The 26,337-nt window shown below is 54.3% G+C and carries 26 protein-coding genes and 1 pseudogene; 6 read left to right on the forward strand and 21 right to left on the reverse strand.

Translation table 11 applies throughout. The features are described 5' to 3' along the window. Window positions 1-62: 62 nt before the first annotated feature. Genes QN378_RS12105 through QN378_RS12115 form a run of 3 tightly spaced genes read right to left on the reverse strand, consistent with a single transcriptional unit; the run spans window position 63 to window position 3,032 of the window. Window positions 63-950, reverse strand: coding sequence for an alpha/beta hydrolase (locus QN378_RS12105; protein WP_323551127.1), 888 nt, complete (start codon window positions 948-950; stop codon window positions 63-65). Next, entirely contained in the window at window positions 947-2,341 is a 1,395-nt protein-coding gene (locus tag QN378_RS12110) for an aspartate aminotransferase family protein (RefSeq protein WP_322205180.1), read from the reverse strand. The genes QN378_RS12105 and QN378_RS12110 overlap by 4 nt, the downstream gene beginning before the upstream one ends. Next, window positions 2,334-3,032 carry a haloacid dehalogenase-like hydrolase gene (locus tag QN378_RS12115; RefSeq protein WP_323551128.1) on the reverse strand — a complete coding sequence of 233 codons (699 nt, stop codon included), beginning with the start codon at window positions 3,030-3,032 and terminating at the stop codon, window positions 2,334-2,336. The genes QN378_RS12110 and QN378_RS12115 overlap by 8 nt, the downstream gene beginning before the upstream one ends. Before the next feature lie 239 nt (window positions 3,033-3,271). On the opposite strand from QN378_RS12115, the gene QN378_RS12120 reads away from it, so the two are divergent. After that, window positions 3,272-4,072, forward strand: a complete 801-nt coding sequence (locus QN378_RS12120; RefSeq protein ID WP_322205178.1) for a MipA/OmpV family protein — start codon at window positions 3,272-3,274, stop codon at window positions 4,070-4,072. Between the two features lie 36 nt (window positions 4,073-4,108). On the opposite strand, the gene QN378_RS12125 is transcribed toward QN378_RS12120, so the two are convergent. The 12 genes from QN378_RS12125 to QN378_RS12180 all read right to left on the reverse strand — a co-directional run bounded on the left by QN378_RS12125 (window position 4,109) and on the right by QN378_RS12180 (window position 16,996). Beyond that, entirely contained in the window at window positions 4,109-4,501 is a 393-nt protein-coding gene (locus tag QN378_RS12125) for a transporter (protein ID WP_322205177.1), read from the reverse strand. 7 nt (window positions 4,502-4,508) lie between these two features. Continuing rightward, window positions 4,509-4,883 (reverse strand): transporter, encoded by a 375-nt coding sequence (locus QN378_RS12130; protein ID WP_322205176.1) that lies wholly within the window; start codon window positions 4,881-4,883, stop codon window positions 4,509-4,511. Between the two features lie 248 nt (window positions 4,884-5,131). Next, complete coding sequence (locus QN378_RS12135; RefSeq protein WP_323551036.1) at window positions 5,132-6,457, reverse strand: sigma-54 dependent transcriptional regulator; 1,326 nt, start codon at window positions 6,455-6,457, stop codon at window positions 5,132-5,134. Between the two features lie 14 nt (window positions 6,458-6,471). Next, window positions 6,472-8,382 carry a sensor histidine kinase gene (locus tag QN378_RS12140; protein WP_322205174.1) on the reverse strand — a complete coding sequence of 637 codons (1,911 nt, stop codon included), beginning with the start codon at window positions 8,380-8,382 and terminating at the stop codon, window positions 6,472-6,474. A gap of 66 nt (window positions 8,383-8,448) precedes the next feature. Then, complete coding sequence (locus QN378_RS12145) at window positions 8,449-9,183, reverse strand: amino acid ABC transporter ATP-binding protein (protein WP_322205173.1); 735 nt, start codon at window positions 9,181-9,183, stop codon at window positions 8,449-8,451. Further along, entirely contained in the window at window positions 9,180-9,848 is a 669-nt protein-coding gene (locus QN378_RS12150; RefSeq protein ID WP_322185320.1) for an amino acid ABC transporter permease, read from the reverse strand. Before QN378_RS12150 ends, QN378_RS12145 begins: the two co-directional genes overlap by 4 nt. After that, on the reverse strand, window positions 9,845-10,591 hold the full coding sequence (locus QN378_RS12155) for an amino acid ABC transporter permease (RefSeq protein WP_322205172.1): 747 nt from the start codon (window positions 10,589-10,591) through the stop codon (window positions 9,845-9,847). Before QN378_RS12155 ends, QN378_RS12150 begins: the two co-directional genes overlap by 4 nt. Before the next feature lie 74 nt (window positions 10,592-10,665). Continuing rightward, window positions 10,666-11,580, reverse strand: coding sequence for a glutamate/aspartate ABC transporter substrate-binding protein (locus QN378_RS12160; protein WP_322205171.1), 915 nt, complete (start codon window positions 11,578-11,580; stop codon window positions 10,666-10,668). A 322-nt stretch (window positions 11,581-11,902) separates the two neighbouring features. After that, window positions 11,903-13,441, reverse strand: a complete 1,539-nt coding sequence (glpD, locus tag QN378_RS12165; RefSeq protein ID WP_323551038.1) for a glycerol-3-phosphate dehydrogenase — start codon at window positions 13,439-13,441, stop codon at window positions 11,903-11,905. Between the two features lie 284 nt (window positions 13,442-13,725). Beyond that, window positions 13,726-14,481, reverse strand: a complete 756-nt coding sequence (locus QN378_RS12170) for a DeoR/GlpR family transcriptional regulator (RefSeq protein ID WP_322205169.1) — start codon at window positions 14,479-14,481, stop codon at window positions 13,726-13,728. A 106-nt stretch (window positions 14,482-14,587) separates the two neighbouring features. Next, window positions 14,588-16,096, reverse strand: a complete 1,509-nt coding sequence (gene glpK, locus QN378_RS12175) for a glycerol kinase GlpK (protein WP_322205168.1) — start codon at window positions 16,094-16,096, stop codon at window positions 14,588-14,590. 30 nt (window positions 16,097-16,126) lie between these two features. Further along, window positions 16,127-16,996, reverse strand: a complete 870-nt coding sequence (locus QN378_RS12180) for an MIP/aquaporin family protein (protein ID WP_322205167.1) — start codon at window positions 16,994-16,996, stop codon at window positions 16,127-16,129. A 385-nt stretch (window positions 16,997-17,381) separates the two neighbouring features. Between QN378_RS12180 and ybaK the strand changes: the two genes are divergently transcribed. Both ybaK and QN378_RS12190 read left to right on the forward strand, forming a co-directional pair. Beyond that, complete coding sequence (gene ybaK / locus QN378_RS12185) at window positions 17,382-17,852, forward strand: Cys-tRNA(Pro) deacylase (RefSeq protein WP_322205166.1); 471 nt, start codon at window positions 17,382-17,384, stop codon at window positions 17,850-17,852. Window positions 17,853-17,960: 108 nt separating this feature from the next. Next, window positions 17,961-18,743, forward strand: coding sequence for a PhzF family phenazine biosynthesis protein (locus tag QN378_RS12190; RefSeq protein ID WP_322206917.1), 783 nt, complete (start codon window positions 17,961-17,963; stop codon window positions 18,741-18,743). A 217-nt stretch (window positions 18,744-18,960) separates the two neighbouring features. Here QN378_RS12190 and QN378_RS12195 read toward each other — a convergent pair. Both QN378_RS12195 and argF read right to left on the reverse strand, forming a co-directional pair. Beyond that, a pseudogene (locus QN378_RS12195) lies at window positions 18,961-19,065 on the reverse strand (iron ABC transporter ATP-binding protein); the annotation flags it as partial. Beyond that, window positions 19,062-19,982 (reverse strand): ornithine carbamoyltransferase, encoded by a 921-nt coding sequence (argF, locus tag QN378_RS12200; RefSeq protein ID WP_322205165.1) that lies wholly within the window; start codon window positions 19,980-19,982, stop codon window positions 19,062-19,064. The pseudogene QN378_RS12195 and the gene argF, both read right to left, overlap by 4 nt. A gap of 329 nt (window positions 19,983-20,311) precedes the next feature. On the opposite strand from argF, the gene QN378_RS12205 reads away from it, so the two are divergent. The 3 genes from QN378_RS12205 to grxD all read left to right on the forward strand — a co-directional run bounded on the left by QN378_RS12205 (window position 20,312) and on the right by grxD (window position 23,298). Next, on the forward strand, window positions 20,312-20,602 hold the full coding sequence (locus tag QN378_RS12205; protein WP_322205164.1) for a hypothetical protein: 291 nt from the start codon (window positions 20,312-20,314) through the stop codon (window positions 20,600-20,602). 135 nt (window positions 20,603-20,737) lie between these two features. Next, the gene (locus QN378_RS12210) at window positions 20,738-22,846 is read left to right on the forward strand and encodes a molybdopterin oxidoreductase family protein (RefSeq protein WP_323550522.1); all 2,109 of its coding nucleotides are present in this window, start codon (window positions 20,738-20,740) and stop codon (window positions 22,844-22,846) included. Between the two features lie 110 nt (window positions 22,847-22,956). Then, window positions 22,957-23,298, forward strand: a complete 342-nt coding sequence (grxD, locus tag QN378_RS12215) for a Grx4 family monothiol glutaredoxin (RefSeq protein WP_322165812.1) — start codon at window positions 22,957-22,959, stop codon at window positions 23,296-23,298. A 152-nt stretch (window positions 23,299-23,450) separates the two neighbouring features. Here grxD and bfr read toward each other — a convergent pair whose 3' ends face one another. The 4 genes from bfr to pyrC all read right to left on the reverse strand — a co-directional run bounded on the left by bfr (window position 23,451) and on the right by pyrC (window position 26,248). Further along, window positions 23,451-23,921 (reverse strand): bacterioferritin, encoded by a 471-nt coding sequence (gene bfr / locus QN378_RS12220; protein WP_322205162.1) that lies wholly within the window; start codon window positions 23,919-23,921, stop codon window positions 23,451-23,453. A gap of 200 nt (window positions 23,922-24,121) precedes the next feature. Further along, complete coding sequence (locus QN378_RS12225; protein ID WP_322205161.1) at window positions 24,122-24,340, reverse strand: bacterioferritin-associated ferredoxin; 219 nt, start codon at window positions 24,338-24,340, stop codon at window positions 24,122-24,124. Between the two features lie 184 nt (window positions 24,341-24,524). Beyond that, window positions 24,525-25,205 (reverse strand): ribonuclease T, encoded by a 681-nt coding sequence (rnt, locus tag QN378_RS12230; RefSeq protein WP_322205160.1) that lies wholly within the window; start codon window positions 25,203-25,205, stop codon window positions 24,525-24,527. Then, complete coding sequence (gene pyrC / locus QN378_RS12235; protein WP_322205159.1) at window positions 25,202-26,248, reverse strand: dihydroorotase; 1,047 nt, start codon at window positions 26,246-26,248, stop codon at window positions 25,202-25,204. Before pyrC ends, rnt begins: the two co-directional genes overlap by 4 nt. Window positions 26,249-26,337 lie beyond the last annotated feature (89 nt).

Here is a 26,337-nt window from a genome sequence, read left to right on the forward strand (position 1 = left end):
AGCAGTCATCGTAATGACTGCCCGGGAAGCTGAAAAACACAGGGGCAATAAGCATGGAAAATTCAGGCTATTTGTCGCTGATTGTTCATAGGGATCGGTTCAGCAGGTAATTGTTCTATCACGCGGTCAATGAAGTCTGCGCTCAATGTAATTACTGTCCGATATTGCAGATCCACGGTGATCATGTGGTAGCAGTCATTGAGCAACACTTTTGTGACGGGGCCGCCTAAATGCTTCTCGCAATAATCTGCGTTCCAGCGACTGGTGATGTCGTCTTCGATTGAATGCAAGACCAGCGCAGGCGCTTTGACTGAACGCATGCCTTTCTTTACCACCGCCACGAGCCGATGAAGTTCGCGCACGTTAATACCCGACATGGTCAACAGCCCGGCATTGCTGCTTTCACCGGCTTTCATCTGACGTTCAACAATGGCCCGCAAACGTGCGTCTTTGATGCCATAGGGCGAGGTTTCGTTAAAACGGCACAAATGCACGCCAAAAGGAATGGCCATAAGTAACGGTGTCAGCACCGCTGCTTTTGGCATGTTCCAGCCGTCGTAGCGCAAAGTGGTCGAGTAGAGCAATAAACCGGCGACTTGTCCGGGATGCTCGGCCGCCATGTGCATGGACAATACTGCGCCCATCGACAACCCACCGACAAAAACCTGTTCGTGCCGTTGGCGAATGCCGACAAACGTTTTGCGTGCGCTTTCGTACCAGTCTTTCCAGCCAGTAGCTTGCAGGTCGGCGTTGTCGCCGCAGTGCCCGGCAAGCGTGGGCACATAGACGGTGTACCCCCGCTTGGCCAAGCCTTGGGCCACCCGACGGAGTTCCGTCGGAGTGCCGGTCAGGCCGTGGATTAACAACACCGCGACCGGGCCAGTGCCGAGAACGAAACTGGCGTCACCTTCGCCCATATCGATCTCGACATCCATCTGCGCCAGGTTCATCGCTGCATTGCCCGCCACAGCAGACGGTCGAGAAGGGCGATGCCCAGGTCGATTTCGGCGTAGCTGATTTCCAGCGACGGAGCCAGGGTAATAACGTTTTTGTAGTAACCGCCAACGTCGAGAATCAGGCCAAGTTTTTTACCGTCGATTTCGATGTCGCCCTTCATGCCTTCATCAACCATGAAGTCCAGGGTTGCTTTGTCCGGGGTGAAGCCATCCGGACCACAGATTTCTGCACGCAGTGCCAAGCCCAAGCCGTCAACGTCGCCGATGATTGGGTAGCGTTTTTGCAGATCTTGCAGGCCAGCCAGGAAATACTTGCCCTTTTCCATGACCATCGCGCCGTAATCGACTTCAGAGGTCATCTTGAACATTTCCAAACCTACCGCTGTACCCAGTGGGTTGGAGGCGAAGGTGGAGTGGGTCGAACCAGGTGGGAAGATCGTTGGGTTGATCAACTCTTCACGCGCCCAAATACCGCCCAGCGGGTTGAGGCCGTTGGTCAGCGCCTTACCGAAGACGATTACGTCTGGTTTGACGTCGAAGTGCTCAATGGACCATAGCTTACCGGTGCGGTAGAAACCCATTTGGATTTCGTCGACGACCATCAAGATGCCGTGCTGATCCAGGACTTGCTTCAGTTCTTTATAGAAGTTCATAGGCGGAATGACGTAGCCGCCGGTGCCCTGAATAGGCTCAACGTAAAATGCTGCGTATTCGCACTGATTGGTTTTAGGATCCCAAACGCCGTTGTATTCAGTTTCGAACAGGCGGGCGAACTGCTGAACGCAATAGCTGCCATATTCTTCTTTAGTCATGCCTTTCGGACCACGGAAATGGTACGGGAAAGGAACGAACTGCGCGCGCTCACCGAAATGGCCGTAACGGCGACGGTAGCGGTAGCTTGAGGTGATCGACGAAGCGCCCAGCGTGCGGCCGTGGTAGCCGCCTTCGAAAGCAAACATCAGGCTTTTGCCGTTGCTGGCGTTACGCACTACTTTTAACGAATCTTCGATGGACTGCGAACCACCAACGTTGAAGTGAACGCGGCCGTCCATGCCGAATTTTTTCTTGGCGTCGACAGCTATCATTTCAGACAGCTCAATTTTTCCGCGGTGCAGATATTGGCTGGCAATCTGCGGCATCGAATCGATCTGTGCCTTGAGAGCATTGTTCAAGCGTGGGTTGGCGTAACCGAAGTTAACGGCCGAGTACCACATTTGCAGGTCAAGGTAGGCCTGATCGCTGGTGTCGTAAACATACGAACCCTCACAGCGGTTAAAGATGCGTGGTGGATCAATGTAGTGAACGGTGTCGCCAAAGGAGCAATACTTCGCTTCTTTTTCCAGAAGAATCTGGTCTTCGGGAGTTGCGATACGGATTTCAGACATGGTGGAAGAGTTCCTGCTGTTCAATAGGGAGACTGTGCGTGCGGACCGGTTCGCTGTGAGGTAAGCGATCGAGCAGGGCCGGTAAATCGGCAAAGGAGTCGAAGCGGGCATATGGAATGCCATTGCGTTCGCAATGTTCGGCCAAGCGATCTTTGGCAAATACGAAATCAGCAGTCCCAGCAACGCACATATCGGATTGACCGTCGCCGATCACCAAAATGCGTTTACCATCGGGAGCGGATTTGCATTTGCAGTTGCCGGATGCTGCGCGGCAAGCGTCGCTGGAATAAGGAAACTCTATGCGCCAGCTGTCAGGACCGACCTGACGCAAGCGGTTGGAAATAATCGGCAGTAGCGGCGCGTTATTACGCGACAAAATTCGGGCGATGCCCTGCTCAATGCCGTCGCTAACGATGTCCAGCGTGGCGCCTAGGCCCATAACCAATTCAACAAAGTCGGGAAACGCCGGATCAATACCGATGGTATCGAAATATCCCAGAAGCTCATTGGGCGTGGCTTTAACCATCGCCAACTGACGGCTCAGGCATTCTCGAGAACCGATCTTGCCAGACAGCCATTCATCTTCAATGACCTCCCAACTCGGGTCGGCGAAAAGCTCTAGGATGTTATCTATCGCGTCAGTCCGGGTGACGGTCCCATCGAAATCACACACGATATGCCAATGCATCATCTGCAGGTGCCTACTTAAGTGAGAGCGCTCTTTGCGCTTGCACTGAGGTAGAGCATAGACTGTGCCAATATTTACAATAGTCGCCCAAGGCCTGCTTTATGAGGCTTAGCGACATGGATCTGAAATGCGTCGGTGGGCAAGCTACAATTTTTGTAGCTTGCTACAAACAACATAAGTGCTTGCGTGAAAGATTCGTGTAAGGATTGATTCGCGTATGCTCAATTAGTTCGAGATAGTTTATGGCCTTACTCCCCTTTAACCGCTTCACTCGCTCAGTGCTTACGGGTCTGGCAGTGTTTTCATGTGCTTTCAGCTTTAGTCCGCAGAGCTATGCCGAGGCCATTATCGGCGATTTAGGCATAGGGGTTGGCTATAGGGCAAGCGATCCAACGGGTGTCAACTATGATGTAGCGCCGTTTCCCTACCTGGATCTAAATTGGGGGGACGTCAGTTTAAGCTCCGATGAGGGGCTTAACTGGAAGGCAATAAAGTTTAATGGGTGGAGCGTTGGTCCGTTTGCCAATTATTTGCCCGGGCGTACCTCTAACGGTTCATTACGTGGGTTGCGTGATGTGTCTGATATGGGTGAGTTCGGTGGTTTCGTACAGTACAGCCCTGCTGATTTCTGGCGCGTGTTCGCTGAAATGGGCCGAGCCGTGGGCGGCAGCAATGGTCAGGGTGGCGTGTTGGGTCGTATTGGCGGCGAGCTCGGTTACCCGATGGGCTTTGGTGTTATTGGCGACACCGAGATCACCGCTCATTACTCAAATGGTCGCCAAGCGCAAACGTTTTTTGGCGTAAGCGCCCAAGAAGCTCAGGCTTCGGGATTTCAGGCGTATAACGCCAGCGGTGGCCTACAAAAAGTCGCGCTGACCCAAAGTCTAAGAATTCCGTTGGCAGACGGTTGGTCGCTGTTGACCAGTGCTACATGGACTCACCTGACTCAATCCGCTGCTGACAGCTCAATCGTCAAAGAAAAAGGTGATAGCAATCAAGGCGAGGTCAACATCGCCGTGGCGTATCACTTCAAAGGGCTGTGAACACAACCCGCACTACGCACGGGGCATGACTGTTATTCACGCGTCTTGTTTCCCCTCCGCCAGCAGCACTATCCCACCAATGATCACGCACACGCCCAGCCAATGCAGGGCGCTGATGCTTTCGCCCAGGCCTACCCAGGAACCTAGCAGCACCACCACAAAAACCAGCGAACTTAGCGGAAAGGCGAGCGAAAGCTTGCTGCTGCGTAAAATCAGCATCCAGGTTAAAAACGAGCCGATATAGCAGAAAATCGCCACCATCACCGCCAAGCTACTGATGGCTGTCAGAAGCCAGTTAAGGCCGAACGGAATGGAGGCAAGGCCATCGCCACCTAGCTTTAACGATAGTTGCGCGCCGCTTTCGAACGCAATCAGCAGCACCCAGAGCATCAGGCTCGCGCCGCGTCCTTCAATCCAGCTGTTTGTCATAACGACCTCATGCTCCTGTGCCGCAAACCAGCATGACGCCGGCAGTGATAACCAGCGTGCCCAGCCAGCGTCTTCGGCTGACAGCCTCGCCCAGCACTAGGCGACCGCCTAGCACCACGCCACAATAGCTAAGACTGAGGGCGGGAAATACCAAACTCAGGGGCGCCAGTGACAGCACGTCCAACCAGGCAACAAATAGCACCGCGTAGCAACTAACCCCGCACCACAGCAGCGGGGCTCCAGCGATTTGTCGCCAAAAAATACTCAAGCGAAAGCCGCCAACGTGTTCCGGTAAGCGATCAAGGCCAAGCTTAAAAGCAATTTGGCCAATGACATCAAGGGTAATGCACAGCGCGATCAGCAGCACCACAGAAGGGGTCAAGGGAACAGCTCCAGAAAGTTGGACGGAGGTGATGCAAGGGGTGGGCCAGTGCTTGCTTCTTCGAGAAGGAATACTCAGGAGGTTGTAGAAGCCGTCAAGGGCAGGTAAGCCGTTACGCCCCCCCGCGATTTTTAACGTTGAAGGGGTGAGTGTTTGAAATCCATCGTAACTTTCGGGTGCTCCGGCAAAGCCATTTGTGCCATTCGATAGGTTTTGCCTGGTTTGAAATTTTTCGGAGTTTCCCGTGATCAACTCAGTCCGTACTTTTTTACCTTATCGAACAGCGTGGTCTTAGCCATGCCCAGTTCTTGGCTCGCTTGGCTAAGGTTGCCACCGTTACGTTGCAAGGCCTCGGTGAGCAGATTTTTTTCGAAAGTCTCTACCGCTTCGGCAAAGTCCAGGCTGTTGCTGGAGGGATTGGCGCCCGATTTTTTGAACGCTGGAAGTCCCAGTGCATAACGTTCAGCGACATTGCGCAATTCCCTGACGTTGCCCGGCCATTCGTGGGTCATCAAGCTCGACAATGTCTGGCGATCCAGTTCCGGAGTTTGGCGGTCGAAGCGTAACGACGATAGCTGTAGAAAATGCTCGAACAACTCCAAGATATCTTCACGCCGCTCGCGCAAGGGTGGCAATTCAAGCGTCACCACATTCAGTCGGTAATAAAGGTCGCTTCGAAACTGGCTGGCCTTGCTCAGCTCATCCAAGTCGGATTTAGTTGCTGCAATGACCCGGCAATCCACCGCAACGCTTTGATTCGAGCCCAGACGCTCCAAGGTCCGTTCTTGCAGGACTCGCAGCAGTTTGATTTGCAGGTTCAGTGGCATGCTCTCTACTTCATCGAGAAACAGCGTGCCGTTGTGGGCGTGTTCGATCTTGCCAATCCGCCGTTTGCCAGCGCCGGTAAATGCGTTTGCTTCATGGCCAAAAATTTCGCTTTCGAAGAGGCTTTCTGGCAGACCTCCGCAATTGAGCGCGACGAACTGATGGGAATGGCGGCGACTGAAGTCATGTAAGCAGCGGGCAACCAGCTCCTTGCCAGTGCCGGTTTCGCCTTCAATCAGCACATTAGCCGACGTGTCGGCGACGTTGACGATTAGCGCCCGTAGATTCTGCATGGCGGGGGAGCGACCAATAATACGGCCCTCAAGCGAGCTACGCTCAGCCAGTTGCCGGCGCAGTGACGACACCTCGCGAGCCAGGCCGCGCTGCTCTAAAGCGCGTCGTGCCACTTCAACCAAACGTTCGGGAGAAAAGGGTTTTTCCATGAAGTCGTAAGCGCCATCGCGCATCGCGTTGACGGCCATGGAAATATCGCCGTGTCCGGTGATCAGCACCACCGGCAGGCTTCGATCGCGGGCTTTGAGGCGGGTTAATAACTCTAAGCCGTCGATGCCGGGCAAGCGAACATCGCTGATGACAATACCGGCAAAATTGTCGCCGATTCGCGCAAGCGCTTCCTCGGCACTGCCGACACCTTCGCTGAGGATATCTTCTAGGGCCAGTGCTTGCTGACAGCCCAGTAGCACGTGTGGGTCATCTTCGACGATCAGAACGGTCAGATCGCTATTCATACTTGCGGGCTCATTCATGTCGGTTCGGTTCCACGAGGCTTGGGCGCAGTCAGCAGTGGCAGGCTAAGGACAAAGGCCGTGCCACCTCCGGGTGGGTGCTCCGCGCTGAGGGTTCCCCCGGCGGCGGCGGCAAGGCTGGCGGAAAGGGTCAATCCCAGCCCGAGACCGTGCTCGCCCGGTTTGGTCGTAAAGAACGGTTCGAACAAATGTTTACGTGCTTCGGAGTCGATGCCGTGGCCATTGTCCCGCACGTACAAGCGGTAACGGCTGTCAGCCACTTCGCCTTCTAGCCACAATTCAGGCTGCGGTTTGTCATGCATGGCATCCAGCGCGTTGCCGATCAAGTTGACCAAAATTTGCTCCAGACGCGTTTGGTCGATTTTCAATGCCACGTTGTCGAAGTGTTCATGCAATTGCAGATGGAAGTTTTCCAGCCGGCCACTGAGGATTTGCAGCGCGGCGGCGACCGCCAGGCCGAGGGACGCTTGGCCCTGGTCATCGCCACGTCGAGCAAAGGCGCGCAGGCTAGCGGTTATTCGGCCCATGCGATCTACCAGATCGTTAATAGTCCGCAAATTGGTGCTGGCCGTGTCTAGCGCACCGCGCTCAATGAACCGGACGGTGTTGCCGGACAAGGTGCGCAGGGCAGCCAAGGGTTGATTGAGTTCATGGGCGATGCTGGTGGACATCTGGCCGATGGCCGCGAGCTTGCCTGCCTGAACCAGTTCGTCTTGAGCTCGGCGCAAGGTGTCTTCCGCTTGGCGTCGCTCTCGAATCTGACTTTTCAGGCGTTCGTTGCTGGCACGTAAATCCGCCGTGCGTTCAGCAATCTTGCGTTCAAGTTCGTCGTTGGCGGCTTGCAAGGCCTCGCGGGCGGCCAGTCGGGTTGAGAGCATTTTGCGCCGTTCGTTCCAGGCAATCAGCAGAAACGCTACAAGCGCACAGGCTACCGCCACCAGCATCCCTTGACGGGTTGCTTCGCTGCTCAGCTCTTCCAGCGGCGTCAGCAAGGTCAGGTGCCAAGGCGTATCGCTTAGTTGTGTGGTTTGCGCCAGGTAGCTGACCTGGCTGTGGTCGTGGTCGACGCTACTATTAGCAGGGAACGTCAGTTTCTCTGCACCTTCAGCCAGCGGCTCACGGGCCAATGGCACCAGTTCGTTGAGCGGCCACCAGTAATATTGCAGGCTGCGGGCGAGGCGCTCTTTGATTTCGGGCGTCAGCGGGCGAACCGATTTGAGCTTGCGCGCCGGGTCACTCGACAGAATAATGATGCCGTTTTCGTCGGTGACGTAAGCTTCCAGGCGTGCGCGCTGCCAACGTTCTTCTAGCGCCTCAAGGCGAACCTTGATGACGGCTACTCCAATGATTTTGCCTTGCTCTTCCAGTCCGTGGGCCAGGTAATATCCCGCTTCGCCAGTGGTGCTTCCGATCCCGTAAAAGCGCCCAGGCAGACCGCGTACGGCATCTTGAAAGTAGGCACGAAACGACAGATCTTCACCCAGATAACTGTCAGCGTCGCGCCAGTTACTGGTGGCCAGTACCCGGCCGGTGGTGTCGAGGACATAAATAGCCCGACTGCGGCTGCGTCGATTCAGCCCTTCAAGGTAGTTGTTGACGTTCTGTCTCAGCTCCGGCGTCGGGTCATTGAGCAAGCGCGAGACGTTGGCTTCAAGTTCAAGCACGCTCGGCAGGTAGGTGTAGCGGTTTATTTCGCTTTCGACCGTACGAGCGTGAAGTTCCAACTGACGCTGGCCATTTTCACTTAAAGCCTTTACGCCATTGCGCTCGCTGACCAAATAGCTGACGTAACCGAGCGCAATCATCAGCAGGATGATCAGCGGGGGAATGAACAGATGGCGTATCAGGCGGGGTTTCACGGCAAGTGATGGCGGGGGCGCGCGATAGGATTCGGGGTCGCATTTCATCACAGTCGTCCAGGACCGACCAGCGTCCGCGCCGCAATCTACGCGGGCGCGGACAGCCAGAATTGCTTAGTGCTGCAGAATTTTGGCGAGAAATTGCTGGGCGCGCTCGGAACGCGCGGTCACATCACCAAAGAATTCTTCTTTTTCACAGTCTTCAACGATTAATCCTTGGTCCATGAAGATCACCCGATTTGCCACTTTCCGGGCGAAGCCCATTTCGTGGGTCACGCACATCATAGTCATACCTTCTTGGGCCAGTTGCACCATGACGTCGAGCACTTCGTTGACCATTTCTGGATCAAGCGCCGAGGTGGGTTCGTCGAACAGCATTACCACCGGGTCCATCGCCAACGCCCGGGCAATTGCCACGCGCTGTTGTTGGCCGCCGGACAATTGTCCCGGATGCTTATTGGCGTGGGCAGACAGACCAACTCTTTCCAACAGCTTCAGGCCTTTGTCGGTAGCCTCTTCTTTACTGCGGCCAAGGACTTTGATCTGCGCGATGGTCAGGTTTTCAACGATGGACAAGTGCGGGAACAGCTCGAAATGCTGGAACACCATGCCGACCCGCGAACGCAGTTTTGGCAAATTGGTCTTAGGATCAGCGATGGAGGTACCGTCGACAATCACGTCACCCTTCTGGAACGGCTCAAGCGCGTTCACGCACTTGATCAGGGTCGATTTGCCGGAGCCCGAGGGGCCGCAAACCACCACCACTTCGCCCTTTTTGACTTCAGTGCTGCAATCGGTGAGCACTTGAAAGTCGCCATACCACTTGTTGATATTTTTGATTGAAATCATACGGCGAACCTTTTTTGCAGACGCTTCACCAATTGCGAGGCGGCAAAGCTGATCACGAAATACACCAGACCGGCGAAGATCAGGAATTCATTGGAGCGGCCAATGATGTCGCCACTGGAGCGCGAGGCGTTCAGGAAGTCGACCAGGCCGACGGTGTACACCAATGAGGTGTCCTGAAACAAAATGATGCTCTGCTGTAACAGTAGCGGGGTCATCTTGCGAAACGCCTGAGGCAGGATGATCAAACGCATCATTTGCCCGTAGTTCATGCCTAGCGCCTGGGCTGCACCCATTTGTCCCTTGGGAATGGCTTGAACCCCGGCGCGAACGATTTCGCAGAAGTACGCGGCCTCGAACATCATGAAAGCGATTAAGCATGAGGTGAACGCGCCGATGGGGGTGTCTTGGCCGGTGATCCAGCGCAGCACGAACGGCACGGCCAGATAAAACCAAGTGATCACCAACAGCAGCGGGATCGAGCGAAAGTAGTTCACGTAAGCGCCGGCGAATCGCGCCGCCAGTTTGCTTGACGATAACCGCATCAGCGCCAGAATCGTGCCCAGCGCAACACCACCTATAACCCCCAGCACCATCAGTTGCAGGGTCATGATCATGCCGTTCCACATGCCAGGCAGCGCGGGAATAATTCCACTGAAATCCATTATTTACCCCCCAGAGAGATCAGTCCGGGTACCGCGACTTTCTTCTCGATCAAGCGCATCAGCAGCATCAAGCTCATGTTCAAGGTGAAGTAGATCAGGGTCGCCAATGTGAACGCTTCAAACAAGTTGGCCGAAAATTCGGCAGTCTGTTTGGTCTGCGCGAGCAGCTCCATCAGTCCGATCAATGAAGCCACGGACGAGTTTTTGAACACGTTAAGGAATTCAGAGGTCAGCGGCGGAATAATGATCCGATAAGCCTGGGGTAGCAGCACATTCCAGTAGATCTGCGGCAGCTTGAAACCCATGGCCCGGGCGGCGGACTCCTGGCCGCGCGGCAGCGCTTGAATGCCGGTGCGTACTTGTTCGCAGACCCGTGCAGCGGTGAAAAGACCCAGACACACGACGACGCTTAGAAAGGCAGAGGTCGTTGGGTTCAGGTCCTGTTTGTACCATTCCTGCAGATTGGCGGGCAGCAGATCCGGGACTAGGAAGTACCAGATGAACAGCTGCACCAGCAGAGGAACGTTGCGAAATAGTTCCACGTAGACCGTGGCAATGCCCGATACCCAACGGTTCGGCACAGTTCGCATGACGCCGAGTACAGAGCCCAGCAGCAGCGCGATGATCCAGGCGACGACGGCGATTGCGATAGTCCAGCCTAGGCCAGTTAAGTACCAGTCCAGATAGATCTCGTTGCCGATGCCGGTGGACTTGAGGAAGACGCCCCAGTCCCAGTTGTAATTCATTCAGGTTTCCCCTCCGTTCGAACGATTCAATACCCGAGCGCGTTGGCGCCCTCGGGTATTGGATGAGCCAGTACTTAGATTTTTACGTCTGGCGCAGGCTTGTCGGTAGGGGCGGCGATTAGCGCTTTCAGTTGGTCGCTCATGGGGAACATCAGGTTCAAACCCTTCGGTGGAATAGGCTGAGTGAACCACTTGGCGTAGATGGTGTTGATTTCGCCAGAAGCGAAGGTGGCCTTGATAGCGTCATCCACGGCTTTCTTGAACGGGGCGTCTTCTTTGCGGACCATGCAGCCGTAGATTTCATAAGATTGTGGCGTGCCGGTTACCGCCCAATCCCCTGGTGTCCGGGCTTTGGCCATTTCGCCGGCCAGCAGCGCGTCGTCCATCATGAAAGCGACTGCACGACCCGACTCCAGCATCTGGAACGATTCGCCATGGTCTTTGGCGGAGATAACGTTCATGCCCATCTGCTTGTCGGCGTTCATCGCTTTGATAATGCGCTCGGACGTAGTGCCTGCAGTGGTTACTACGTTTTTGCCTTTCAGGTCAGCGAAGTCCTTATAAGCAGAGTCTTTTTTAGACAGCAGGCGCGTACCGATTTCGAAAATGCCTACCGAAAAGTCAACCTGCTGCCCACGTTCGGCGTTGTTGGTGGTGGAACCACATTCAATGTCTACCGTGCCGTTTTGCACAAGTGGGATACGGGTTTGCGACGTGACCAGGTTGTACTTGACCTTCAGATCCGGCATGTTCAGGTCTTTCTTAATGGCTTCAACAATCTTCAGTTGGATGTCGTGGGAGTAGCCAACCGGGACACCGGAAGCATCCGCCAAGTACGAAAAAGGAATTGAACTATCGCGGTGTCCGAGGGTGATGGTGCCGGACTCTTTGATTTTCTTCAGTGTGCCCGTTAGTTCGGCGGCGAAAACTGGAGTGCTAATCAGAGCGGCAGCGATTGCTGCGCCCAAAAGATGGGGAACGATGCGCATCAGTTAATCCTCGACTTTGTTTTTTTTGTGGGACCGACAGACAGGGGCGGTCCGCTTACAGAGCAAATACCTCAACGGTGGACCATCAGGCGCACGCGACGTTAATGTATTCAACATGAGGTTTAGAGCATGACTCATGCCAAATGCATGATTTTATTTATCTATATGATTTATAAGAATTTATTTTATTTTTTTGCAGGCGGGGGGTTGGCAGGTGTCCGGAAAACCGAACCAGTCTGTGTGGATTGTTCGGAAAACCGAATAGCACTGCGCAGAGGGGCGGATGCGGCCTTCCCCTGCAGGGCAAGGCCGTCAGCAGAGATTATGCGGCTTCTATATTGCTTTTATGGCTGGCAACCGTAGTGAGGTATTTCTTCACGCGCTGCTGTTCGTCCGGCGTCGTGAACAGGCCCAATTTGCTACGGCGCCAGAGGATGTCTTCGGCACTCAGCGCCCATTCCTCGCTGCACAGATAGTCCACTTCGCGGGTGTAAAGCCCGCCACCAAGGTGTTCACCCATATCGGCAAGGTTGCGTGCACCTTCGACCAAACGCCAGCTGCGGGTGCCATAGGTTCGAGCCCAGCGCCTTGCAACGTCGGTGGGTAGCCAGTCACATCGCGTTTTTAATTCGCTTGCCAACGCTTTGGGTGAGCTTAAGTCTTCTGCGCCTGGGAGGCTGGAAGTGGCTGTCCAGTTGGCCTTCATCTGCGGGAAAAACGGTGCAAGTTGCGCCATGGCCGACTCGGCTAGCTTGCGGTAGGTCGTCAACTTACCGCCAAACACCGAGAGGATGGGCGCTTCGTCTTTACTGCCCGACAATGACAGCGTGTAATCACGCGTGATTGCGGACGGATTGTCAGACTCATCGTTACACAGTGGGCGAACGCCGGAATACGTATGCAGGATATCGTTGCGGCTCAATTGTTTTTTGAAATGCTCATTGACCACGTTAAGGAGGTACTCAATTTCGCCTTCGGTGATGGAAACTGTACTTGGGTCTCCCTGATATTCACGGTCAGTAGTGCCAATGATCGTGAACCGTTCAAGATACGGAATCGCGAAGACGATACGTTGATCTTCGTTTTGCAGAATAAACGCGTTTTCACCTTCGTATAGGCGAGGGACGATCAAATGACTGCCCTGAATCAGGCGAATGCCATATGGGGAATCCAGTTTCAGGTCGTCTCGAATAAACTTGGCCACCCATGGCCCTGCCGCGTTAACCAGCGCTTTCGCCCGGATTGAAAACAGACCGCCATCGGCACGTTCCATGTTCAACTGCCAGACGCCATTGTCACGACGCGCATTGATGCACCGGGTTTGAGTGTGAACATGAGCGCCATTTTCCCGGGCGGCCATGGCGTTGAGCACGACAAGCCGCGCATCATCGACCCAGCAATCAGAATATTCAAAGCCCCGCGTGATGTTGGCTTTTAATGGGCTGTCTGCACCAAAGCGCAGGCTGCGGGAAGCTGGCAATTTTTCCCGCTTGCCCAAATGGTCATACAGAAACAGACCGGCACGAATCATCCATGCCGGGCGTAAATGAGGACGGTGTGGCAGTACGAAGCGCATTGCTTTGACGATGTGCGGGGCTTTAGTCAAAAGTACTTCGCGTTCGGCGAGAGATTCGCGTACCAAACGGAATTCGTAATGTTCCAGGTAGCGTAAACCACCATGGATCAGCTTGCTGCTGGCCGAAGACGTATGGCTGGCCAAGTCGTCTTTTTCGCAAAGGAACACGGATAGACCGCGACCGGCTGCGTCTGCTGCAATCCCGACGCCATTGATCCCACCACCAATCACGGCGATATCATAAACCTGGGAAAACGGTAGCACGGGCAATGAAGACTTGGGCATCTGGCGGCCTCTTTGTTCTGGATTTTAAAACGTGGCTAAACGGCGAATCCGAACATTTATGTTCGATTTCGAAAAATAGTAACGTAATAAATATGGGTCGGCCAGTCGTTATTTACTGAAAGTGACGATTGGAAGGGACGAGAAAGGAACAAAATCGAACATTTATGAGGCGGGGATGTTCCGAGCGCCCCACACACCTTCGCTGAAGGAGGCGGCGGTGGCGAGGGGCGTCAAATGACTGTGTGAGCGCTGGACCCTATTTGTTTGCGCCGAAAATTACGCGTTCAAACCACCTCAAGTCGAATCTTGTACTGGGTCAACAGTTGCATCAGCGCCGGGACTGGCGCGTGGTCTGTCACTAGGCAGTCAATCAGACTGATCGGCCCCAGGCGGACCATGGCATTGCGTCCGAATTTACTGGAGTCGGCGGCCAAGATTACTTGCCGAGCGTTGGCGATAATCGCTTGGGATACACGTACCTCCTGATAGTCGAAGTCGAGCAGGCTGCCGTCTTCATCAATGCCACTGATGCCTACCAAGGCGAAGTCGACCTTGAACTGGTTGATGAAATCGACACTTGCTTGGCCCACCACACCTCCGTCGCGACGTACGTTCCCGCCTGCCAACAGGACTTCAAAGTCGTCCTTGGCACTGAGGATTGAGGCAACGTGTAGGTTATTGGTGATGATTTTCAGATGGTTGTGACTCAACAGCGCTCTGGCGATGGATTCGGTGGTGGTACCGATATTGATAAACAGCGAGGCGTGGTCTGGTATTTGTGAGGCAATCGCTTCGGCGATCCGCTGTTTCTCGTCGCGCATCTGGTCTGCGCGCATTGCGTAGGCCGTATTCTCGATGCTTGAATCATAGGCCGCGCCGCCGTGGTAGCGGCGCAACAAGTTCATATCCGCCAATTGATTGATGTCACGGCGAATGGTTTGCGGGGTCACGACAAACAGTTGGGCCATTTCTTCGATGCTGACGTAGCCGCGCTCCCGAACCAATTCGAGGATTTGCCGCTGACGGGGAGGCAGATTCATTGTTTTGATTTTCCTGTCTGGCTGCCATACAAATGGCGCCCATGATGCCGCAGGCAACTACTGCCTGTCAGCCGGAAACTCAACCTGCTCCCCGCAAGGGTCTTAATCAGTCGGTGTTTTCTTCGTGAGGTTCCCAGTCGCGGGTACGGCTTACCGCTTTCTTCCAGCCCGCATAGAGTTTTTCTTTATCGGCATCCGGGAGTTGAGGTTCGAATTCGCGCTCAATGACGGCCTTGCTGCGTAACTCATCCAGGCTGCCCCAAAAGCCAATCGCCAGGCCCGCCAGGTACGCAGCGCCCAGCGCGGTGGTTTCGCGCATTTGCGGGCGTTCAACCATGGTGCCCAGGATGTCTGCCTGAAACTGCATGAGAAAGTTGTTGGCGACTGCGCCGCCGTCAACGCGCAGAGACTTGAGGCGTTCGCCAGAGTCTTGCTGCATGGCGTCGAGTACGTCGCGTGTCTGGTAGGCGATGGATTCCAAGGCAGCGCGAATGATGTGATCGACTTTTACCCCTCGGGTCAGGCCGAATAGTGCGCCCCGTGCATATGGGTCCCAGTACGGCGCGCCCAGCCCGGTAAAGGCAGGCACGAGATAAACACCATGACTGTCTTTGACCTTGCCGGCGAAATACTCGGTGTCGAGTGCATCATTGATCAATTTCAGTTCGTCACGCAGCCACTGAATGGTTGACCCACCATTGAACACGGCGCCTTCCAGCGCATAGGCAACTTCGCCGCGTGGGCCGCAGGCAATAGTGGTGAGCATGCCATGCGCCGATTGCACGGCTTTATTACCGGTATTCATTAGTAGAAAACAGCCGGTGCCGTAGGTGTTTTTGGCCTGACCTGGCTCCACGCACATTTGCCCAAACAAGGCAGCCTGCTGATCACCGGCGATACCGGCGATAGGGATGCCACTTTTGCTGTGGCCATAGACTTCCGACGACGAGCGGACTTCAGGCAGCATCTCGCGAGGAATATCCAACACCTGCAACATCTTTTCGTCCCATTCCAGGGTATGGATGTTGAAGAGCATGGTGCGTGAGGCGTTGGTGTAATCGGTGACATGGACCTTGCCACCCGTGAATTTCCAGATCAGCCAGCTATCGATGGTGCCGAACAGGAGCTCGCCTTTGCGTGCGCGTTCGCGGCTGCCTTCGACGTTATCGAGAATCCACTTCAGCTTTGTGCCGGAGAAGTAGGGGTCGGTGACCAAACCAGTGGTTGCACGAATGTAGTCTTCGTGTCCGTCGCGCTTGAGCTGCTGACAGATCTCAGTGCTGCGACGGCATTGCCAGACAATAGCGTTGTACACCGGGCGCCCAGTGTCGCGCTCCCAGACCACGGTAGTTTCACGTTGGTTGGTAATACCGATGGCGGCAATCTGATCATGGTGCAGATCGGCTTGGGCCAAGGCTTTGGTCATGCATGCGGTCTGGGTGGCGAAAATTTCCATGGGGTCGTGTTCAACCCAGCCCGGTTGCGGGTAATGCTGGGTGAACTCGCTTTGCGCGGTACTGACGACATTGGCGTCGCGGTCGAAAATCATCGCCCGTGAACTGGTCGTACCTTGATCAAGAGCAATGATGTAGTTCTTATTCTTTGAGTCAGTCATGTCGATTGCCTTGCACTAATGAATGAGGTTTCAAAAACTGGCTGGAACGTTGTCCACAACTGCCTTGGATGCCTTTGGTTTCAAAGCGACCGACTCGTGGGGAAGATAGCGAGCGATCAGGCCGCGATAACCCGCAGCGCCCAGGCAGGCACCCAGGATCGGCGCCACTATAGGAATCAGAAAGTATGGAATTTCACGGCCACCGGTAAATGCCATCTCGCCCCAGCCAGCGAAGAATGTCATCAATTTAGGCCCGAAATCCCGCGCCGGGTTCATCGCAAATCCGGTGAGCGGCCCCATGGAGCTGCCGATCACCGCAATCAATAGACCGATTAGCAAGGGCGCCATTGGGCCTTTGGGCAAGCCGTTATTGTCGTCGGTCAGCGACATGATCACGCACATCAGGATTGCGGTAATAACGAGCTCGACCAGAAACGCCTGTCCGGTGGAAATGGCAGGGTTAGGGTACGTTGAGAAAATCGAGGCTAGTTCGAGGCTAGCTTGACTGCCGCGAATCATGTGATGGGTGTGTTCGAAATCGAAAAAAAGGCTGACATATAGCCCATAGACCAACGCGGCAGCACAGAAGGCCCCTGCCACTTGGGCAAATATGTAAAACGGCAGTTTTCGCTTTTGAAAATCCCCAAAGATACACAGCGCAATGCTGACCGCAGGATTGAGATGGGCACCGGAAACACCAGCGGTCATATAGATCGCCAAGCTGACGCCCACTCCCCAGATGATGCTAATTTCCCACAGGCCGAAGGTTGCTCCCGCGACTTTGAGCGCCGCAACACAGCCTGTTCCGAAAAATATCAGGAGCGCAGTGCCCATAAATTCCGCGATGCATTGCCCTGTTAGCGTAGGTGCTTGAAGCGGTGGCTGATTGGCCGTAGTCATTGGAATCCCCTTATTTTTGTTTTTCTCGAACGTTGTCAGACGATCAGCAACATTCATTTTTATCCTGAAGGGAGAAACCCCGCTCCTCTCAAGTTACGAAGTTGGACCAGACTAAGTCTGATTTATTCGTTAACGAAAAAATATAGACAATAAAGAACCCTGTCAAAGGTCGGAAGTGAACCTTTCGTTGTTTTTTTCTTGGCCGTTTTGCCGGCATTGCTGTAAATCGAGTAGGAAATGTCTCGTCGTCACCGTTTAACCCGGCAGATTATTTGCGAAGTTATAAGGATATAGGCTGAAATTCGCCGTTGATGCAGTGTTTTAGCTGCATATGTCTTAAAGTGTGCACGACAACCTTAGCGCTTTGCCCCCTATGGAGAGCTGCATGACACCCGCATTAGATTTATTAAAAAAAGTTAGGGCTGATCACCATGTTCATAGTTACGAGCACGACCCCAAGGCGGCGTCTTACGGGCTAGAAGCGGCGGAAAAGCTTGGATTGGAGCCTGCTCGTGTATTCAAGACGCTTTTAGCCGCCACTGAAAAGGGCGAGCTACTGGTTGCCGTGGTGCCGGTGGCAGGTACGTTAGACCTCAAAGCACTGGCCCACGCTGCCGGTGCAAAAAAAACCGAAATGGCAGATCCGGCTTCAGCTCAACGTTCGACCGGCTATTTGTTAGGCGGCATCAGCCCGCTTGGGCAGAAAAAGCGTTTGCGTACGTTTATTGACCTATCTGCGCAGCTATTTACCACGGTATTTGTCAGTGCCGGTCGTCGTGGCCTTGAGGTGGAACTTTCATCTGCGGTGTTAGCCGAATTTACCCAAGCAGTTTTTGCCGAGATTGGTCGTGCGTAACGCGCCGCATCGTAGACGACCACACATTTGACGGGCTGGCGGCACACTCAGTTGAAGTGCATGCTTGGTGCCAACCAACGATTCGAATACATCATGGAAGGGGTCGGTATGCAGCTTGAATTTCATCAAGTCGACGCGTTTAGCGAGCACCCGTTCAGTGGTAACCCTGCGATGGTTTATCGGCTAGATAGCTGGCTGTCGGATGAGCTGATGCAAAAGATCGCTGCCGAACACAACCTCGCAGAAACCGCGTTTCTGGTTCGTGAAGGTCAGGGTTGGCACATTCGCTGGTTTACGCCATCCACGGAGGTGCCTTTGTGCGGCCATGCCACGTTGGCGGCGGCCCATGTGCTGTTCGAGGTTTACAGCGATCCCGCCGAGCGCATCGACTTTGTCGGCAGGGCTGGGGCGCTGAGCGTCACGCGGGAAAATAACCGCCTGGTATTGGATTTTCCCGCGATGGTCCCGACCAGCGCTGCGGTGACTGTCGAGCTTGAGCGGGCGCTGGGAGTGGACATCGTGGATGTCTACGGCTCAGTCGAATTGATGGTTGTGCTGGAGTCCGAGCAGGCGGTTCGTGAGTGTCAGCCGGACATGGCGGCTCTGGTCCGTCTGCCTTGGCCGGGAGTGATTGTTACCGCGAGGGGCGAAACCTATGATTTTGTTTCTCGCTATTTTGCGCCGGCCATTGGCGTTTCCGAAGATCCGGTGACCGGGTCAACGCACTGCTCGTTAATCCCGTATTGGTCGAACCGACTCGGCAAACTCAGCCTGATCGCCTACCAATGCTCAGCCCGTGGCGGCGAGCTGTTTTGCCGTCTGGATGGCGACCGGGTGAAGATTGCTGGGCATGCAAGATTGATCGCCAGCGGAAAACTGTTGCTGGGGTAATGTTCGCGACGTCTTTAACAAGCCAACTTGTTGTTGCCATGAGTAGCGCTGCGTTGTGCCAAGTAATCCATGTCTAGCAAATAGGACAGCTACAGGGGGTGGTGTTTCGCCTGGAAACACCACCAACGTCTGTTTCTTTACTCGAATCCCTACTTCTTGTCCCGGACAATAGTCACAGTGCCGTGGTCTTTCCGCAACCGTAAGCGCCAAGCAGTCATCCGATATCACCAGCGTTTAGGTGCAGGTTGAGCGCCTTCACCACGGACTGATCCTGATAGCCACAGGCCATGTTATTCAGGTTCAACAGTGCGAGCTGACTCATTCGTTGCGATAGGCTGGCTTGACCAAGAACTCAAGCAGCGCTTTTTGCGCGTGCAGGCGGTTTTCAGCCTGGTCCCACGGCACGGCTCGCGGGTCATCGAGTAGGTCAAGGCTGATCTCTTCCCCTCGATGCGCAGGCAAGCAATGCATAAACAACACGTCTTTGGCGGCGAGATCCAGTAATCCACGTGTGACTTGATAGGGCGCGAATAGGGCCAGGCGGTTGGCAGTCTCTTCTTCTTGACCCATGGAGGTCCAAACGTCGGTGCTTACCAGATGCGCACCTGCCACGGCTTGCCGAGGATCACGCATAACGCTGACCCGATCCCCGGCCAACGCCAGAAACTCAACGCCAGGTTCATAACCTGCGGGGCAGGCGATACGTAATTGGAAGTCAAACTTGATCGCGGCCTCTATATAGCTATTGCACATGTTATTGCCGTCGCCGATCCACGCAACGATCTTGCCTTGGATTGAACCTCGATGCTCCAGGAAGGTTTGCATGTCCGCCAGCAATTGGCAGGGGTGCAGGTCATCGGAAAGTCCGTTGATGACCGGGACGATGGAATGTGCGGCGAATTCGGTCAGGTTACTGTGGGCAAAGGTGCGAATCATGACGGCATCTACCATGCGAGACATGACCCGAGCACCATCGCCGATAGGCTCACCGCGACCCAATTGGGTGTCTCGCGGGGACAAAAAGATTGCCTGCCCACCTAGTTGGATCATGCCCGCTTCAAACGAAACGCGCGTCCGAGTCGAAGATTTCTCGAAGATCATTCCGAGAACCCGATTTTTTAACGGCTCGAAAAGTACGCCGCGATTTCGCAGGTCCTTCAGCTCTATGCCGCGACGAATAACACTGACCAGCTCTTGCTGCGTGTAATCCATCATCGAGAGAAAGTGCCTTGCGCTCATCATTAACTACCTTTTTGCAACAGACCGCAGATACTCAAAGCCGGGTTTTATCGGGAAAACGGGCGAGACCTGCGGCGAAAGCCGCACGGGGCGACGAATAGGGAAGGCGCGATGGTATAAGCAAATGTCGCGTATTGCCAATAGCGAGCTAACTTCAATATGTTGCGCGCATTTGTACACTGCCGGTTGGCGCTTTGGCAATTCATGCATATCTTGTAATAGTGACATTCCGTAACTCCGCTAAGTCTAGAGCGTTGCCCCGGTAGGTACCGTTTCCTAAACAGCCGTGCTGGGTTATAAAGGTTGCTTGCTCACAGGGGGCTATGGGAATGGATTCTAAAGAACAGCAACTAACGGAATTACTTGGGCACACAGCCCGCACTTTGACCCATCTCACCGCATCTATGACTTCGATGTCGTTTGAGTTGTTGCGCAGCAAGGACGAAGTCACCCGAACAGCCGGCAAACACATGATTGATCGCATGGCGACGATCAGCGCCGAGCTTGATGAGCATTGGCGTTTGATCGGCGAAATCACCGGTGTCCATATTGCTCAGGAGCAGATCGAAACCGTTCATGAGCTGCAAAATACGTTCAAGACTGTCGTGACGCTTGGCTGAATGCCAAGGGGCAGCATTGGCCCGCCTGATGCCGCCCGATTCACACGACAAACGTCTCTGGCGTAGTCCTCCTTCAAACGCCATAGTTTTGTTTCCGCGATCGTCGAGGTCGTTCAAAACAAAATGAGGCTGGCGATGACCAAGACTCTCCACCACCGTGCCTGCCATCTGTGTGAAGCCATTTGTGGCTTGACGATCGAAACCACCACCGATGAAGGCGTTGGTGCCCGGATTACGTCAATCAAGGGTGACCCCTTGGACAGTTTTAGTCGTGGTCACATTTGCCCCAAAGCGGTGGCCCTGCAAGACATACAAAATGACCCTGACCGCCTCCGGCAGCCCATGCTTCGTGTAGGCACGCAATGGCAGCCCATTGAGTGGCAGGCAGCATTCGAAATGGTGGCCGAGCGTCTGTTTTCCATACAGCAGCGTCATGGTCAAAACGCGGTGGCGGTGTATCAGGGCAACCCCAGCGTGCACAACTATGGACTGATGACCCACAGCAATTATTTTCTCGGGTTGTTGAAGACTCGAAACCGATTCTCTGCCACATCCATTGACCAGTTGCCGCATCACCTGAGCAGTCACTTGATGTACGGTCACGGCCTTTTGCTGCCGATTCCCGACATTGATCACACGAATTTCATGCTGATCCTTGGCGGTAATCCATTGGCCTCAAACGGCAGCATCATGACCGTCCCGGACGTCGAGAAGCGGTTGAAAGCAATTCAGGCGCGGGGCGGTAAGGTGGTAGTGGTCGACCCTCGTCGCAGCGAAACAGCAGCGATTGCCGATCAACACTTGTTTGTGCGTCCTGGAGGCGATGCGGCATTGTTGTTTGGCATGCTCAACACCTTGTTTGAAGAAAACCTGACCCGCACCAGCCACTTACCGGTAGATGGGCTGGACGTCGTGCGTCAGTCTGTCAGCCTTTTAAATGCTGAGGCAATGAGCCCGCGCTGCGGTGTACCCGCCGAGAAGATTCGCCAATTAGCGCGGGACTTCGCTGCCGCAGACAAAGCGGTATGTTATGGGCGAATGGGGATTTCCACACAAACGTTTGGCACGCTGTGTCATTGGTTGGTGCAACTGATCAACCTGGTGACGGGCAATCTCGACCGGGTGGGCGGCGCCCTGTGTACAGAGCCGGCGGTGGACCTCGTTGCGTCCACATCCGGCGGTCATTTCAATCGCTGGCAAAGCCGCGTGTCGGGGTTGCCTGAGTATGCCGGTGAGTTACCGGTGTCCGCGTTGGCCGAAGAAATGTTGAGCGAAGGGGAAGGGCAGGTCCGCGCACTGATCACCGTGGCCGGCAACCCTGTGCTGTCGACACCTAATGGGGGAAAACTGGAACAGGCACTCGATGGTTTGGAGTTTATGCTTAGCATTGACTTGTACATCAACGAAACCACGCGTTACGCCGATTTGATACTGCCGTCCACATCGGCATTGGAAAATGACCATTACGACACGACCTTTAATATGTTCGCCGTGCGTAATGTCACCCGTTTCAACCGCGCCATCTTGGCAAAGCCGGACGGCGCGCTTCATGACTGGGAGATTTTTGTCGGTTTGGCCAAGGCGTTCGCCGCTAAAGCCGCGCGTGAGCTGAAGCCTACAATATCGCCGTCACAGATGATTGACAGAGGCTTGCGTAGCGGATTGTACGGCGACGCCTCCGAACACAAACTTTCCTTGGAAACATTGCGCGGTCACCCCCACGGGTTGGATTTAGGGCCGCTTAAACCGAATTTGACGTTGCGTTTGAACACCGCCAACCAGCGTATTCAGGCGGCGCCAGACGTAATTCTTGCCGATCTGGCGAGGTTTGCTGCGGCCGAGGCACCACAGGCCTCAGAGTTACTGCTGATTGGGCGTCGGCACGTGCGCAGTAACAATTCCTGGATGCACAATTACCATCGCTTAGTGAAAGGTAAGCCGCGGCATCAACTGCTCATGCATCCTGATGATTTGAGCAGTCGTGGCTTAAGCGATGGGCAGTGGGTTCGAGTCAGCTCGCGGGTCGGAGCGGTTGAAGTGCAAGTTCTCGGCAGTGCAGAAATGATGCCGGGCGTAGTCAGCTTGCCCCACGGTTGGGGGCACGCTCGCCCTGGGGTACAGATGGCGATAGCCGGTAAACAGCCCGGCGTAAGCGCCAATGACTTGACCGACGAGCGTCAATTGGACACGCTGTCCGGCAACGCTGTGCTGAATGGTGTACCGGTTAAGGTTGCTGCAGCGTGAGCTTTATCAGTCGATGGTCGACAGGGAGAGGCCGAGCGTAGCGCTCGGGTTTCCGCTACAATGCGCGACCATGCCGACATCTGAGTCGGAAAGTTCAGCCGAGGTGTTCCATGGATATCATCGAAACGATTAAAGAGCAGATCAACGCCAACACCGTTCTGCTTTACATGAAAGGCTCTCCGAATGCGCCACAGTGTGGTTTTTCGGCAAAGGCTTCGCAGGCATTGATGGCGTGTGGCGAGAAGTTCGCTTACGTCGATATCCTGCAAAACCCGGAAATTCGCGCAAACCTGCCTAAATATGCCAACTGGCCAACCTTTCCACAGCTGTGGGTCGGTGGTGAATTGGTCGGCGGCAGCGACATCATTACTGAGCTGTTTGCCAGCGGTGATCTGCAGACGCAAATCAAGGATGCAACGGTCAAAGCGGCCGCTGAAAAAGCAGACGCTTGATAACCGGTTGTTAATAGCCTTCCCCGGTTCCGGGAAGGTTTGCTTGATTGGCCCGAAGGGGTGTAGTCGATACGTCAAGCTTAGTCAGCAAGAATGGAAAAGCCCTGCTCTCAGTATCGAGAGTGAACTGACCCCATTAAGTCGAAGGTTTATCACTCGCCCATCTGCGATTGCAGGTAGTTTTCAATACCGACTTTATCGATCAGGCCCAGTTGGGTTTCCAGCCAGTCGATGTGCTCTTCCTCGGACTCGAGAATGTCTTCGAGTAAATCTCGGCTGCCGAAATCGCCGACGACCTCAAAGTGTGCAATGGCGGTTTTAAGATCAATCAGGGCTTTCTGTTCGATTTTGAGATCGCACTCGATCATTTCTTTGGTGTTTTCACCAATCAATATTTTGCCTAAATCTTGCAGGTTTGGGAGGCCTTCAAGGAACAGAATGCGTTTGATCAATTTATCTGCGTGCTTCATTTCGTCGATAGATTCGTGATATTCGTGCTCGCCAAGTTTTTTCAGGCCCCAATCCTGGTACATGCGGGCATGCAGGAAGTACTGATTGATGGCGACCAGCTCGTTTCCGAGGATCTTATTGAGATGCTGGATGACTGTAATGTCGCCTTTCATGTGGGTGCCTGCCATTGCTAGATCTGAATAAGCAGCAAGCTTGGGCTGCACCGCAAATGGTGTCAAATCTAAGTTGTTGAATAATAAGTTGTTTAAATACAAATAAGAATGTTTGAGTTCCGCATCTTGATTGCAAGCAATTGAATTACAGACATAAAAAAACCGGACACAAGGTCCGGTTCTGAAAAATGCTGGAATTTCTAAGGGACTGAATGTTCCGCCGGATAGGCCATGACTACTTGGCTCGTTTGCAATGCGGTCAGCGTGTCACGCACAACTTCCTTGGCAAAAGATGCGCATTTTCCACATTTGCTGGCAACACCTAAAGTTTGACGAACATCGCGGTAGCTGCAACAGCCGTCCAGTATCGCGTCTCGGATTTGTCCATCAGTGACACCTTGGCAGAGGCATACATACATAAAGTGAGAACCGTCGTTGGTGGTGACTCAATTCGCAAGATACTAATCGTAATGAGAATGCTTGTCAAAGCACTTTAAATTGGAGGAGCTGTTTGTTTTAAGTCACCGACGAAAGGGGGGGATCGTCAATGGCCACTACAAAAAAACCGGCCACAGAGGCCGGTTAGTAAGTACTGGAACGGTATCAGTCGTTAAAGTCTTCCCAGCCACCCATCTGTTTCCAGCGATTGACGATTCCGCAGAATAGGTCAGCCGTCTTTTCAGTGTCGTAGCGCGCGGAGTGCGCTTCCCGACCGTCAAAGTCGATGTCGGCGGCCTGGCACGCTTTTGCTAATACGGTTTGGCCATATGCCAAGCCAGCAAGCGTCGCCGTGTCGAAGCTGGAAAACGGATGAAATGGGTTGCGTTTCATGTCTATACGCGTGACGGCCGCGTTCAAAAAGCCAAGGTCGAAGCTTGCGTTGTGACCAACCAAAATGGCGCGCTTGCAACCGTTCGCCTTTAACGCTTTACGCACGCCCCGGAAAATGTCGGTCAAGGCGACTTCTTCGCTAACGGCCATGCGCAGGGGGTGATCCAACTTGATGCCGGTGAACTCCAGCGCTGCCGCTTCGACATTTGCGCCTTTGAATGGCTCAACCCGGAAGAAGTAGGTGTGTTCAGGGAACACAAATCCTTTCTCATCCATGCCGATGGTAACAGCGGCTATTTCAAGCAGAGCGTCGGTCGCCGAATTGAATCCACCGGTTTCTACATCGATAACGACCGGCAGATAGCCGCGGAAGCGGGCCGCCATAGGATGCCTGGAATTGCTTCCGCCGCCGCCATGACCTTCCTGTTCGTCGTCGAAATGATCTTCGCTCACGCGTTTTCCTCCAGCAGGCGCCAGCGCAGCTTTTCACCGGCGCGCAGCGGAATTACGGACAGCTCGCCAAAGGGCAGGCTGGTGGGTGCGGTCCATTCATCACGGACCAGGGTTATGGTGTCGCGGTTGCTTGCCAAGCCGTAAAACGCCGGACCGTGAACACTGGCGAAACCTTCCAGCTTGTCTAGCGCATTGCGCATCTCAAATGCCTCGGCGTAAAGCTCAATTGCGGCATAAGCGGTGTAGCAACCGGCGCAGCCGCAAGCGGCTTCTTTAGCGTGCTGGGCATGTGGAGCAGAATCAGTACCCAGAAAAAACTTCGTGCTGCCGTGGGTAGCGGCGTCGAGCAATGCTTCCTGGTGGCTATTTCGCTTGAGAACCGGCAAGCAATAGAGATGAGGGCGAATACCACCGACCAACATGTGATTGCGGTTGTAAAGCAAGTGATGGGCCGTAATGGTTGCACCGACATTGGCCGGAGCTGCTTCAACGAACTGTACGGCTTCACGGGTAGTGATGTGCTCGAAGACGACTTTCAATGTAGGAAAGCGCTCCACAACACGACGCAAATGTTCATCAATGAAGATTTTTTCTCGGTCGAAAACGTCTATTTCAGCGCGCGTCACCTCGCCGTGGACCAAGAGAGGCAGACCGACCTCAGCCATGGCTTCCAGCGCTGGGAAAATTTTGTCGATGCTGGTGACGCCTGAATCGGAATTAGTGGTTGCACCGGCCGGATACAGCTTTGCAGCGTGAACAAAACCACTGGCTTTGGCGGCGTGTATTTCCTGCGGTTGAGTCAGGTCAGTTAGATAAAGCACCATCAATGGCTCAAAGCGGCTACCCGCTGGTCGCGCGGCAAGGATGCGCTGGCGATAGGCATCAGCTTCCTGAGCAGTGCGAACCGGGGGTACCAGGTTGGGCATAATGATGGCGCGGCCAAAAGTGCGCGCTACGTCAGCAACGGTGTGAGGCAAAACAGCTCCATCGCGGAGATGAATGTGCCAGTCGTCGGGACGCAGGAGGATCAGGCGATCAGACATTGGGATTCCAGGCGGGTCAAACTCGCAGGGAATGCTACCGGAAAACACTCATACAGGCACTCGCTATCAAGTTATTGGGGAACTAACCG

Source organism: Pseudomonas sp. 10S5, from assembly GCF_035019745.1.
Taxonomy (GTDB): domain Bacteria; phylum Pseudomonadota; class Gammaproteobacteria; order Pseudomonadales; family Pseudomonadaceae; genus Aquipseudomonas.